The organism is Sphingobium phenoxybenzoativorans (assembly GCF_001757355.1).
Lineage (GTDB): Bacteria > Pseudomonadota > Alphaproteobacteria > Sphingomonadales > Sphingomonadaceae > Sphingobium > Sphingobium phenoxybenzoativorans.
This window is the reverse complement of the sequence record NZ_MINO01000022.1, coordinates 45,194-58,200: the sequence shown is the minus strand read 5'-3', so window position 1 is coordinate 58,200 and position 13,007 is coordinate 45,194. Positions and strand designations below refer to the sequence as shown.

The following is a 13,007-nucleotide window of genomic DNA, read 5'->3' as shown; positions in this document are numbered from 1 at the left end:
GGTCCGGCTGGCCGGGTCTTGGCGTCATCCCCTGGCTGCCCGGCGCGGCGCGCCTGCCGAGCGAGGATGGCGTCGTGCTGGAACGGCCTGCCGCCTCGGGGCAGGGAAGGGTGGTCATCGCCTGCCCGATCACGCCGCGCATCTCCAATTTCGACGATCTCGACCCGCTGAAGCTGGAGCCGGGCGTGGAACTGGTCATGGTCCCGCCCGGCCGCCCGATCCCGGCGGACGCGGCGCTGATCATATTGGCGGGGTCAAAGGCGACGATCGCCGATATGCAGTATCTGCGCGTTGAGGGCTGGGACATCGACATTTGCGCGCATCACCGGCGCGGCGGGCATGTGCTTGGCCTGTGCGGCGGCTATCAGATGCTCGGCCGGACCATTGCCGATCCCGAAGGCATCGAAGGACCGGCCGGAACTGTCGAGGGGCTGGGCCTGCTCGACGTCGAAACCCGCCTCAGCGGCACCAAGACGCTGGAACGGGTAACTGGCGAGGCGCTTGGCGAACCGTTTGAGGGCTATGAAATGCATATGGGCCTCACCACCGGCCCGGACGCCGCTAGCCCCGTCGCCCGCTTCTCCGGCGGGCAGGAGGATGGCGCGATTTCCGCCGATGGCCGGGTCGCTGGCACCTATATCCACGGCCTGTTTGCGCATTCGGCGCAGCGGCGCGCCTGGCTCTCCCGCATCGGCGTCGCGTCCACCGGAACCGACTATCGCGCTTCCGTCGATGCCGCGCTGGACGAGATCGCCGCCACGCTGGAAACCCATGCCGATATCGACGCCATCCTCGCACTGTCCATGAAGGCGGCATGACAAAAAGGTCAGGAACGGGCGGGGGGCTGGCCGTCGATTAAGCCTTCGTGCATATGCGCGGAGATAGAGGCATCCAAATCCCTGCCCCCAACTTTGCGAGGCGCTCCCTTCCATGTGCGGTATTATCGGAATCGTTGGCAATTCCCCCGTCGCCGACCGTCTGGTCGATGGCCTGAAGCGGCTCGAATATCGCGGTTATGACAGCGCGGGCGTCGCGACCGTGTTCGAAGGCGCGATCGAGCGCCGCCGTGCGGAGGGCAAGCTCGCCAATCTAGTCAAGGTGCTGGAGGGTGATCCTCTGCCCGGCGACATCGGCATCGCCCATACACGCTGGGCCACCCACGGCGCGCCGACCACCAGCAACGCTCACCCGCATGCGACCAATGAAGTGGCGCTGGTTCACAACGGCATCATCGAGAATTTCAAGCCGCTGCGGGACGAGCTGATCGGCCGCGGCCGCACCTTCGCCAGCGAGACGGATACGGAGGTCGTCGCGCATCTGGTGAGCGAACTGGTGGAGCAGGGCGCGTCGCCCAAGGAAGCGGTTGCGCAGGTGCTGCCGCGTCTGCATGGCGCTTTCGCGCTCGCCATCCTGTTCCGCAGTCATCCCGATCTGCTGATCGGCGCGCGTCTCGGTTCGCCGCTGGTCGTCGGTTATGGCGACGGTGAGACCTATCTGGGGTCCGACGCGCTGGCGCTCGCCCCGCTGACCCAGCGTATCGCCTATCTTGAGGAAGGCGACTGGGTCGTCATCACCCGCGAAGGGTCGGAGATTTTCGACAAGGACAATAATCCCGTCGAGCGTCCCGTCACCATTTCCGGCGTGACCGGCGAACTCATCTCCAAGGGCAATCACCGCCACTATATGCTCAAGGAGATTTACGAGCAGCCGGTGGTCGTGGCGCAGACGCTGCGTTCCTATATGCGCCGGATCGACGATCAGGTGTCGCTGCCGATCCCGGACTTCGACCTGTCGGCGATCCGCCGGGTGACGATCGTCGCCTGCGGCACCAGCTTCTATGCGGGCATGGTCGCGAAATACTGGTTCGAACAGTTCGCCCGCATCCCCGTCGACATCGATGTGGCGAGCGAGTTTCGCTATCGCGAGCCGGTGCTGGAGCCGGGCGGGCTGGCGCTGTTCATCAGTCAGTCGGGTGAGACCGCCGATACGCTCGCCGCACTCCGCCATGCGCGGGCGGAGGGGCAGAAGATCGCCGTGGTCGTCAACGTCCCCACCAGCACGATGGCGCGGGAGGCGGACCTGCTGCTGCCCACCCATGCCGGTCCGGAAATCGGCGTCGCCTCGACCAAGGCCTTCACCTGTCAGTTGGCCGTGCTTGCCGCGCTCGCCGCGAACCTGGCGCGGGCCAAAGGAAGGCTCAGCCCGGAAGAGGAAAAGAAGGTTGTGCGCCATCTGGCCGAAGCCCCCGCCGCCCTCAACGCCGCGCTTGCCTATGACGAGGCGATCGAGAGCATGGCGGGCGTCATCGCCGGAGCGCGCGACGTGCTGTATCTCGGCCGTGGTCCCGATTATCCGTTGGCGCTGGAGGGCGCGCTGAAGCTCAAGGAGATCAGCTATATCCATGCCGAGGGCTATGCCGCCGGCGAGATGAAGCATGGCCCCATTGCGCTGATCGACGATGCCGTGCCGGTGATCGTCATCGCACCGTCAGGTCCGCTGTTCGAAAAGACCGTGTCGAACATGCAGGAGGTGCAGGCGCGCGGCGGCAAGGTGGTGCTGATCTCCGACTATGACGGGATCGCGGCGGCGGGCGACGGTTGCCTTGCCACCATCACCATGCCAAAGGTCCACCCGCTGATCGCGCCGCTCGTCTATGCGGTGCCGGTGCAGCTCCTCGCCTATCATGTCGCCGTGGCGAAGGGCACGGACGTCGACCAGCCCCGCAACCTCGCCAAGTCGGTGACGGTGGAATAGGCCATCGATATAGGGGAATGGTGGGCGATGACGGGCTCGAACCGCCGACATTCTCGGTGTAAACGAGACGCTCTACCAACTGAGCTAATCGCCCCCAGGGCTCTGGCTATCTAGGGCAAAGCGCCGCAGGGTCAAGCGCGGAGTGCGCGCGGTTACAGTTCGTCACGCAGTATCCGCCGCCGCGCCACATACCATTGGGTGATCGCCGCGGCGGCGTCATCGGACAGGGCGATGAACACCCGGCGTCCGTCCGCCGGGTCGGCCTGCCGCACGAAAATCCCCCGGTCGGTAAGCTGGCGTATCCATCGCAGCGCCGTCGTCGGCGGGACGGCGGCGGCGATGCACAGGCTGGACACGGACACCTGCTCCCCCGAAAGGCGCGCCGCCATCAGGTCCAGAAGCATGTCCCAGGCGGGGTCGGCGAACATGTCCGGCGGCAGGAAATGGTCGCGCAATCGCCGCGTGCGCAACAGAGCGCGGATATGACCCGCGGTCAGCTCGTCGCCCACCGGCGCCAGCGATGCGGCGGCGGGCTGGGCGACATAGCCGCCCTGCCGTTCGGCCAGCCAGCTTCCCTCCGGGCGCTGCGCCGCCTCGCTGCGTTCGGTAAGGACATCCAGCGCGCGGGCGATGCGGCCGACCTCCTCGCTCAGCCGGTCGATCCGCGCGGAATCGCCCTCACGCCCGATGTCGCGCAACAGGGGGTCGCGCTCGCGCATCCTCAGCCCCAGCGTGATCGCGGCGGCCAGTTCCGTGTCGCGCGGATCGCACAGCCATTGGGTCGCAGGCGCCCGATGATGGGCATAGGCGATGTCCAGGCAATCCATGCTGGTCACCATCACCAGCGCGGCGTCGTTCGCCGCCGCCATCGCATCCAGCCTTGTCAGCAGGCCCGGCAAGGCCGCATGAGGCCGCGCGCAGCACAGGACGATCATGTCGACATGCGCGATGCGGTCGAGCCGGATCGCCGCCTCCTCCAGACAGACCGACCCCAGCAGGCGCGCGCCGACCGCCGTTGCGGCCGCTTCCAGGCATCCCCATGCATCGGGTTCGGCGATCATCAAAAGGGTGGGCCGGTCGTCGGCGCACAGCGCAATATCCTGCGTGATGAACCGGGCGGCGGGATGATCCGCCGGCAGCAATATCTCATCGCCCTTCATGCCCGTACCCCCCGATCCAGATCCGCCATCCGCTTTCGATCTATTATGGAAGGAACGCGGCCCGGCGTCGCAAGCCGCCTCCTCCATAATGGAGGAACAGCACCGCCCCGGACCCCGAAAGGGTGCGTGAAATGCGGTCTGTTCCTGTCCGTAACGGTTCTAACCTTCCCAAATCCATCCAGAATGGCGGTGGGGAATATCTTCTCCGATATGGATGATGTTCCTTATATGTTCTTTCTTTCCTTCTGTCGATGATCAATTGCGCCTTGCCCGCGAAAGCATGGAGGACGAGGATGCCGCGCTGTCTACGGAGTATCGTCATGCGCAAAATCGTCGCCGCCCTCCTGCTCGCCGGGGCAACGCTTCCGGCCGCCGCCCAGACCGGATCGAGCGGCTCTCCCGCGCTTAAGGGCGTGATCGACGATCATTGGCGCTGGTGGCTTTCGGTCAACCCGGTGGAGGCGACCGGCCTTGGCGTGCGGGACTATGATGATCGCATCGACGACCTCAGCCTTGCCGCACGGGATGCCAATGCAAAGACCGAACAGGCTTTCCTGTCGCGGCTGGAGGCCATTCCCGATTCGGGCCTCAGCGCCGACGAACGCACGAACAAGGCCGTGCTCTCCTGGATGCTCGGCGACGATATAGAGGCCAATCGCCATGGCGAGCGGATGATGCTGTTCACCACCTATTATGGCTGGCAGCAGGGTTTCGCCGACATGGCCGACAACCTGCCTTTCTACACCCGCGCCGACTATGAGAGCTATCTGAAGCGCCTTTCGCTGTTCCCGGCGCAGAACGGGCAGGGCATCGCGATCACGAAGCGGGCGGTGAAGGAGGGCTATGTCCAGCCCTGTTCGGTGCTTGGCGGCTTTGCGGACACGATCAGCGCCACCGTGGCGGGCAAGCCGGAGGATACGCGCTTCTACGGTCCGTTTCTGCGCAACCGCCCGCGCGACATGGGCGAGGCGGACTGGACGGCGATGAAGGCGCGTGCGGTCACGGTGATCCGCGACGTGGTGACGCCGGAATATGCCCGGCTGCACGATTATATCGCGAAGGAGTATGTGCCCCATTGCCGCAAGACGGACGGCGCATCGGCCATGCCGGGCGGGGCGGCCTGGTATGCGACGCAGGTGAAGGCGCATACGACGACCGGCCTGACGCCGGATCAGATCCATGCGATCGGCCTGTCGGAGGTCAAGCGCATCCTCGCGCGCATGGATGAGGTTGCGAAGAAGGCGGGCTATGCCGACCGCGCCGCCTTCATCGCCACGCTGCGCACCGACCCCAAATATTATGCCAAAACGCCGCAGGAACTGCTGAACGCGGCGGCGTGGCAGGCCAAGACGATCGACGGCATGCTGCCCCGCTATTTCGGGCGTCTTCCGCGCCTGCCCTACGGCGTCCGGGCGATCCCGGCGGAAACGGCGGAGGGAACGACGACCGCCTACTACGGGCCGGGTGCGCCGGAAAGCGGCATTTCCGGCACCTATTTCGTCAACACGTCAAAACTGAGCCAGCGCCCTTTGTGGGAACTGCCCGCCCTGACCGCGCATGAGGCGGTGCCGGGCCATCACAACCAGATCGCCCTGCAGCAGGAGCTGGACTTGCCGGATTTCCGCAAACATGCGGCCGGTTTCACCGCCTATGTCGAGGGGTGGGCGCTCTACACCGAATATCTGGGCGAGGAGATGGGCCTGTACGACACGCCGGAAAAGATGATGGGGCGGCTGAGCTATGAGATGTGGCGCGCCTGCCGTCTGGTCGTCGACACCGGCATTCATGCGAAGGGCTGGACCAAGGCGCAGGCCGTCGCCTTCATGAAGGAGAATAGCGCGCTGTCCGAAGCGAATATCGATGCGGAGGTGAACCGCTATATCAGTTGGCCGGGGCAGGCGCTCGGTTACAAGCTGGGCGAGATACGCATCCGCGAGCTGCGGGCGAAGGCGGAGGAGGCATTGGGTCCGAAATTCGACCTGCGCGCCTTCCATGACGCGGTGCTGGCGCAGGGACCGGTGCCCCTCGACGTGCTGAGCGGCCGGATCGATGCCTGGATCGCGGGGCGGAAGCAGCTTTAGGCCAGTATTGTCCCCCGCTCCGTTCGGGCTGAGCGAAGTCGAAGCCTTTCACTGAGCGTAGCGAAGTGCCCTCCCTCTGGTCGGGCGAGCCCTTCGACTTCGCTCAGGGCGAACGGAATTGAGATAATCTGCTCAACCCACCGATAACCCGGAAAAGCGAAACCCATGCTCCAGCGGCAGCGCGGTCTCGCAAAAGGCGCACTCCGCCACGACCCTGCCGACCAGCCACTGGCTCTTGCCGCAACCGGGGCAGGGGTTAGACGCAGCCTTGCGATAGAGGATATTGTGGCCAACGGCCGGGGGTCGGGATTTGCGCGTGGGCGCGGGACATGTCTGGATGTTCAAGGCCGGTCCTTTTCTCTCCCCATGCTAACACGCCAACAGGCGGAAGTTTCCGTGCCGGTATGAAACCAAGCATCGAAAAAATCACAGGGAATCGATGAGCAGCGGTTGAACCGAGAGCAACGTGCTCCTGCGAAAGCAGGAGCCCAGATCCGCCCTCCGAACTGGGCTCCTGCTTTCGCAGGAGCACGCTAATCTCAAAGCAACGACGCTAAGATCGACACCACCCGCCTCGATCAATAATCCTTGGAATAGCGCAGATTGGCCGAAGTGCCCGTCGTGCCGCCGGTCTGGGACAGGATGCTGAGCGCCTTGGACAGCGCCACCTCAAGCTGCGTCGCGGTAAAACCCTTAGCGTCGGTGATGATCTCCACATAGACATTGTTGGTCAGATACTGCCCCGCCGCCAGCGCCGTGCCGCGTCCCGTTGCGCTGTCGGAGCCGAGGATGCGGAGCCGGTCGACGCCGGATGCGCCCTGCAGCTTGCCGAGCGGGTTCAGCCCGCCGCCACCCCCGCGCAGGCCGTTCAGTGCAGCGGCAAGCTGGATCGCCTGCGTCGCGGACAGGTTGCTGACATTGCTGCCGAACAGGATGCGGGACAGCACCTCGTCCTGCGGCAGGCTGGGGACGGAGGTGAAGGCGATCTCCGGATTCTGGGCTGTGCCGGTGACATTTATGGCGGCGACGACCTTCTCGACATTGGTGGACGCGGTGATGAAGATCGCCGGATTGGTCATCGCGCCGCCGGTGAAATCAATCTCGCCGCGCGTCAGCTCGAACCGCTTGCCGGAGAAGGTGTAGGTGCCGCGCACGATCTGCACCTTGCCCACCACGCGCGGATCGGCGGTGGTGCCGGTAACGCGCATGTCCGTCTTCCATTCCGATTCCAGTCCCATGCCGGTGACGTAAATCTGATTGTCGGCGCGTACCCTGATATCCAGCTTGAACATGCTGGGCGGGCCGGCCGCGGCTGGCCGAGCGGTGATGTCGACCTGCTGGTCCTTGCGTCGCACGCCCTTCAGGTCGCGGACCTGCGCGCCGCCCTGCCAGGCGACCTGATAGCGCAGTTCCGGTATCCGCAGGTCACCGGACACCAGCGCACCATTGGCCTGGCTGTTGGTGATCGCCATCTTTCCGCTGACGATGGTGCCCAGCGCCTCGCTCCGGGCCAGACGGGCGCGGTCCAGCGTCACATTAATGTCCATCGGGAAACCGCTGGCGGCGGCAAGGCCGACCGTGCCGCTCGCCTGCACCGTGCCTTCACCCGCCTTGCCACTGAACTGGCGTATTTCCAGCCGGTCGTTGGAAAAGCGCCCGTCCAGCCGCATGTTCGTCACCTTGGTCCCGAACGTCTCATTCTCATATGTCAGGGCGTTGGCGCGGATCAGGCCGTTGATGCGCGGGTCGCTGGCCCGGCCGCTGAAATCGGCGGCGAGCGCGATCCCTCCCGTCAGTTGCTGGTCCGGCTGTCCGGCGAAGGAGAACAGGACATCCGCCGGGCCGTTATAGCGCACGCCGCCGCCTAGCGGTGCCGCCATCAGCCTTTCCGTCCAGCTTCCCTTGCTGCCCACCGGCTGCATCGTCATCACCAGCCGCCCCAGCGCCGTGCCGTTCTTGCGGATCAGCGCGCGCAGGTCCGCGCCATTCTGCTGCATCTTGCCCTCGACGCTGATCTCCACCGGGTCCGACACCGCCGTCAGGCTGGACCGGGTGAAGTCCGCGATGTTGAGGCGCGCGGTCGCGGCGGGGAAGGCGTTGCCGCTCTGCACGAAATCCACCGTCCCGGTCGCCTTGCCGCCGATGCCCAGGCCCGGCGTGAAGATATTGGCGACGGCCAGGTCGAAATCCTTGAACCGCGCCTGCGCTTCCGTCCTGTTGCCGAGGCGTCCGGCAATGTCGATCGTGCCCTGCGGCGTGACGATCTGCGCGGGTTCCAGACTATACCCGTCCCTGCCGCTGCGGATGATTGCGGGCTTGGCCAGGCGAAAGTCGATCCGGTCGGCGCGGCCGTTCAGCGCCACGGCATAGAGGTCGGGGCGTAGCGCGGCATTCACGGCCAGATTGAACGGCACCCCGCTATTGCCGTCCGCAACAAGCTGCGCCGTGCCGCGCCCGCCGCGATAATTCACTTTGCCGCGCGCCTGCCGGATGACCAGATCGCCATAGCGGGTGTTGGCGAACTGGGCGTCGGCAACCACCTGCGGCGTGTCGTACAGGATGACCGAGGCATCGATGAGCGCACGGCCGATCACCACATCATTGTCGCCGGGCAGCCTTGCGTTGCTGGCTGTCGCCTTCACCGTCGCGCTCTGCTTGCCGGACAGGTTGGCAAGTTGCACTGCGCCGTTGATCCCGGAGCCATTCAGGCTGAGCCGTCCCGCGAACGGCCCGGCCTGCGTCTGTTGCAGCGTGCCCGCCATATCGACCCCGGCAAAGCGCGCACGGCTGATGTCGATGGTCAATGGCCCCTTGGCGGTACGGACCAGTATATTGGCGAAGAATGGCCCATATTCCGATCCGCCAGTCGCCTCCAGCCGGTATCCGGCCGCCTCGCCATTCAGCTTCGCAACGACATCGGTCAATTGCACGCCGACATTGGGCCGGGCGGCGCGCAGCACTGCCTGCGGCCGGTCGACCGTGCCGCGCACCGTCAGCGCCAGCGGCCCATATTGCCGGGAGTTGGCGGATGTATCGAAGGCGATCGCGCCATCGGTCTCATATCGCCCGCTGCCGGACAGGATCGTGAAATTGGGCGCGCCGCCCTTCAGCTCCGCGAGGGTGAAGTTGCCCTCCGGCGTCATGCCGACCTTGCCGCTGAAGATCGCATTGCCGCCCAGGAAATCGCGGACGGACGCATTTTCAAGCTGGGACGTGCGCACGCCGAACCGGCCGCTGATGCCGAATCCGCCCTTGGGACCAGGCTCCAGCTTCGCGTCGGTCGTCAGGTTGACGATGCCGACCCCGTCGATCCGGTAATCATTGACCCGTCCTTTCAGCGCGCCGCGATACAGTGCATTGGGAATGTCGGCCAGGACAAGGGCGGTCGCGTCGATCTTGTCGCTGTCGATCTTCAGATTGTCGCTGATCAGCTTGCCGCCCGCATAGGCGAAATCGCCCTTCACCCGCAAATTGGTGAGCAGCCCGCCCGCCGCCGCGTTCAGCCCGGTCACGCGGCTGGCGGTGGCGTTGACGGGAATGCGGATGCGGTCGGCGTCGATCACCGCGCGGCCGCTGGCTTTCAGATTCTCGATCCCCGTCGCGTCGAAGGCGATCTGCCTCGCCGAAATATCATAGTCGATGAACGGCGTGGCCATCGGCCCGTCCAGGATCACCGACGCCCGCACATCCTGCCCGCGCACCTTCTCCATGATGGCGCCGGGGGTCAGCAGCCGCGCGTCGATCTTCAGCGCGCCGAACTTGCTCTGGCCAAGGTCGATCAGCCCGTTCGCGTTCGCCGCCAGCGCGTCGGACGTGAGCGATGCGCGCAGATTGACCCGCCGCTCGGCCAGCGCGGCCGTCATGTCCATATCCAGCGCCGGCGCGGTCAGCCGCTGGACCGGCCCCTCCATGATCAGGCCCGGACGAAGCGGCCCTTTCGCCGTGAACGTGCCGTCCCGCGCCACCAGCGCCACCGACGCCAGCTCGCCCTTCGGCGATGTCGCGACCAGACGCCCGGCCCAGCTCTGCCAGCTTCCCTTGCCGTCCAGCTTCACCGTCATTTCGTCGGTCAGGCCGCCCATGCGCGCGACCACGCCGCCTGCGGGCGCATAAAGCTCACCCTGCATCGCCAGCCGGTTCTGCGCGGGCACGGCGTCCAGCTTCGCCGTCAGCCGGTCGCCGCTGTCGGCGCGCGCATTCGTCTCCAGTTGCGCCCGACCGTCCGCGACATGGGTGCTACCCCTGATCGCGACGATGCGCCGCTCGCCCGTCACCACCCGGCCCAGAATCAGCCGGTCGATCGTCAGCCGGTCGACGTCGATGTCCAGGTCGGGCAGCAGCGGCGCATTGGGGTCGCTCTCCACCGTGTTGAACTGCGGCAGGCGGGAGACCGCAATCAGCGGCGCGGTCAATTCGCTGACGCTGATATGGTTGTTGAGGTAGCGGAAGGGCTTCCACACCACCTTCACCTGCGGGCTGACGGCAAATATGCCGTTGGGATCGCGCAGGATGAGGTTGCGGATCGTCATGTCGCTGTAGATCGACCCGTCGATCCGGCCGATCTCAATCGCCATGCCGGATTCCAGCTTCAGCGCCGCGATCTGCCGCACCAGAAAACGCTTGCCCGGCGCGGTGTTGAGGCCAAGCAGGATCAGGCCGACCAGCACCACAAGGCCCACGATGCCGATGCCCGCCCATTTGGCGATCCGCGTCCACAGCGGCGGCTTGTCCGGCGCGGGGCGTTTCGCGATGGCCTCTTCCTCCGCCATCAGAAGGCCTGCCCTATGCCGATGTAGAGCGCGAACTTGGACTCGCCCGGCTGGCGGTTAATCGGCATGGCGATGTCCGCGCGGAACGGCCCGAAATTGGTGTAGAAACGCCCGCCGATCCCTGCGCCGAAACGGATGTCGGAAAATTTGGGCATGCTGGAATCATAGACCTGGCCCGCATCCACGAACGGCACGATGCCGAAATTGCCGAAACGGTAGCGCGCCTCCAGCGCGAATTCGTTGACGGACCGGCCGCCGATCGGATCGTTGTTCGCATCCTTCGGCCCCAGTTCCTGATAGCCGAAACCGCGCACTGATCCGCCGCCGCCCGCATAGATGCGCCGGGACGGTGCGATGTCCGCGCGGCTGACGCCGGTGATCGTCCCCACCCGCGTCCTGGCCGCGATCACTATGCTCTCTGATACGGGATAGTAGCCGGACAGGTCGAACATCGCCCGGACATAAGGCGAGACATTGCCCTGCAACGATGCCTCCGGCGACACGCGCAACGTCGCGCGATATCCCTTCGTCGGGTTGAGCAGGTCGTCCGAGCGGTCATAGCCGATCTGCCCAGGCAGCGCCCCGATCAGATAGGTCAGCCGCCGCGTCTCCCCGGTCGTCTCGTTCAGCGTGGTTTCGTTCGATCCCAGAATCTCGAAGCCGTAGGACCATGTCCACCGCTTCTGGAATATCGGCGTGGAGGCGCGGGATATGCTGCCGCTGATCCCGGCGGTGAACGCCTCGTAACTCGCATAATTCTGGTGGCTGAGGTTGACGCCCGCCTGCACCGTCCGGTCGCGCTTGCCAGCATTCGCCCGGCGGAATGTAGCGCCGATCCCCTGTTCCTGCGTGCCGCCGACGCCGGTCAGAATCAGCGCGCCTTCCGGCGGGAACAGGTTGCGGTGGGTCCAGCTTCCCTGCGCGCGGAACCCCTGGCCCGTGCCATATCCCGCCTCGCCCGCCAGCGTCCGCGCGGGTCCGGCGTCCTGCTCCACCTGCAACTCGACATATTCGGTGCCGTCCGGTCCGGGCTGGCCGGTGGGCTTGGGCTCGACGGACACGCTGGAAAACAGGCTGGTCGCGACCAGCGCCTTGCGCAAGTCGTCCACCTTGCGGCTGTCGTACAGTTCGCCCCGGTCGAACCGTGCCAGCACGCCGATATGCTCCGCGTCGAACGCCAGGTCGCCGCTGGTCGTGATGCCGCCGAAGCTGCTGCGCGGCCCGGTATCGACCGGCAGGGTATAGTCCCCGGTCAGCATCTGCCCGTCGAGAGCGATGTCCCGGTCTCCCAGCTTGACGAAGGGATAGCCCTGCCGGGGCAGTTGCAGGCTGACATTCGCCTCTGCCCCCTCGATTCGTTCGGTCGTGATCGTGTCGCCGGATTTCAGCGGCAGCGACTTGCGGATCAGGTCCGGCGGCACCGTCGCCTGCGCCTGCACGACGATCTCGCCCAGCACATATTGCTTGCCCGGCGTCACCGTGACGATGGCGTTGAGCGGTGCGTTCTGCGCGGAACTAGCGGCCGTGGAAGGCGCCTTCGACTGGTCGACCGTGGACAGCGCCGACGCATCGAAATAGCCCGCCGAGTGTAGCAGACGGATGGCCAGCGCCTCATCCTCCCGCGCCCGCGCTTGCACCATCGCGGCGGTATCCGCCTTCCCCTTGCCCTTGCGCAGGGCGCTCAACTCGTTGAACTCATCCTCCAGCCCGGTCCCTTTGAAGCCCTCGATGGCGGTTGTGTAGGCGATAGCGTCCGGCGCATCGGGCGTCGGGTCGGCGGCGACCTCCACGGGCGTTACGTCGAACCCGTCCAGCGGCGTGAGCGGCCTGGTCAGCTCCATATCCTCCGGCGGTGCGGTTTCGGGTGGAAGCGTGGGGGCGGGGGGCGTATCGGCGGCCGCCTTGTCCATAAATTCATCGACACTGGGCAGGGGCGTCTCCTGACCGTCGCTGATCGGCGGCAGGCGCTGCTCGAAACTGTCGTTGGGAATAATCGGCGTTTCGTCCACGGCCGGGGACGATGCCCCGTTCTGAGGTGGCGCATCCTGCGCGCGCACCGGACAAGCCTGTCCCGCCATCGCCACCGCAATGCAGGTGCCTAGCCCGGCATCAATAATCCGCATCGCTCGCGAAACGCCCCCATGCTGTCCTGTTTTTCGGGCAGAGGCTCGACGCAATGCCGGGAAAACGTGAAAGGGATACGTTCCGGCAGGCACGTTAGTTCCCAAAGAAAAGCCGTTCAT

At 65.7% G+C, this 13,007-nt stretch carries 6 protein-coding genes, 1 tRNA gene and 1 pseudogene; 3 read left to right on the top strand and 5 right to left on the bottom strand.

The window, feature by feature from the left end:
• Together BHQ40_RS12535 and glmS are read left to right on the top strand one after the other, a co-directional pair.
• Window positions 1–818, top strand: a pseudogene (locus tag BHQ40_RS12535) (cobyric acid synthase); the annotation flags it as partial.
• 112 nt (window positions 819–930) lie between these two features.
• The gene (glmS, locus tag BHQ40_RS12530; protein ID WP_070156212.1) at window positions 931–2,754 is read left to right on the top strand and encodes a glutamine--fructose-6-phosphate transaminase (isomerizing); all 1,824 of its coding nucleotides are present in this window, start codon (window positions 931–933) and stop codon (window positions 2,752–2,754) included.
• A gap of 18 nt (window positions 2,755–2,772) precedes the next feature.
• On the opposite strand, the gene BHQ40_RS12525 is transcribed toward glmS, so the two are convergent.
• Both BHQ40_RS12525 and BHQ40_RS12520 read right to left on the bottom strand, forming a co-directional pair.
• Window positions 2,773–2,848, bottom strand: a tRNA-Val gene (locus tag BHQ40_RS12525).
• 58 nt (window positions 2,849–2,906) lie between these two features.
• On the bottom strand, window positions 2,907–3,914 hold the full coding sequence (locus BHQ40_RS12520) for a helix-turn-helix domain-containing protein (protein ID WP_253183349.1): 1,008 nt from the start codon (window positions 3,912–3,914) through the stop codon (window positions 2,907–2,909).
• 320 nt (window positions 3,915–4,234) lie between these two features.
• Here BHQ40_RS12520 and BHQ40_RS12515 point away from each other — a divergent pair, with 320 nt between their 5' ends.
• Window positions 4,235–5,995: a DUF885 domain-containing protein gene (locus BHQ40_RS12515; RefSeq protein WP_070156211.1), complete on the top strand. Its 1,761-nt coding sequence runs from the start codon at window positions 4,235–4,237 to the stop codon at window positions 5,993–5,995.
• 132 nt (window positions 5,996–6,127) lie between these two features.
• Here the strand turns inward: BHQ40_RS12515 and BHQ40_RS25100 are convergent, their stop codons facing one another.
• From BHQ40_RS25100 to BHQ40_RS12505, 3 genes are all read right to left on the bottom strand, one after another.
• Window positions 6,128–6,340 carry a hypothetical protein gene (locus BHQ40_RS25100; RefSeq protein WP_253183348.1) on the bottom strand — a complete coding sequence of 71 codons (213 nt, stop codon included), beginning with the start codon at window positions 6,338–6,340 and terminating at the stop codon, window positions 6,128–6,130.
• A 233-nt stretch (window positions 6,341–6,573) separates the two neighbouring features.
• Window positions 6,574–10,764, bottom strand: a complete 4,191-nt coding sequence (locus BHQ40_RS12510; protein ID WP_070156210.1) for a translocation/assembly module TamB domain-containing protein — start codon at window positions 10,762–10,764, stop codon at window positions 6,574–6,576.
• Window positions 10,764–12,887 (bottom strand): autotransporter assembly complex protein TamA, encoded by a 2,124-nt coding sequence (locus BHQ40_RS12505; RefSeq protein ID WP_083276885.1) that lies wholly within the window; start codon window positions 12,885–12,887, stop codon window positions 10,764–10,766. The genes BHQ40_RS12510 and BHQ40_RS12505 overlap by 1 nt, the downstream gene beginning before the upstream one ends.
• Between the last annotated feature and the right edge of the window lie 120 nt (window positions 12,888–13,007).

What these genes read in the sequence shown, in the direction of transcription:
- glmS (WP_070156212.1), top strand. Translation starts at nt 931, where the DNA reads ATGTGCGGTATTATCGGAATCGTTGGCAATTCCCCCGTCGCCGACCGT.
- BHQ40_RS12520 (WP_253183349.1), bottom strand. Translation starts at nt 3,914, where the DNA reads ATGAAGGGCGATGAGATATTGCTGCCGGCGGATCATCCCGCCGCCCGG.
- BHQ40_RS12515 (WP_070156211.1), top strand. Translation starts at nt 4,235, where the DNA reads ATGCGCAAAATCGTCGCCGCCCTCCTGCTCGCCGGGGCAACGCTTCCG.
- BHQ40_RS12510 (WP_070156210.1), bottom strand. Translation starts at nt 10,764, where the DNA reads ATGGCGGAGGAAGAGGCCATCGCGAAACGCCCCGCGCCGGACAAGCCG.
- BHQ40_RS12505 (WP_083276885.1), bottom strand. Translation starts at nt 12,887, where the DNA reads ATGCGGATTATTGATGCCGGGCTAGGCACCTGCATTGCGGTGGCGATG.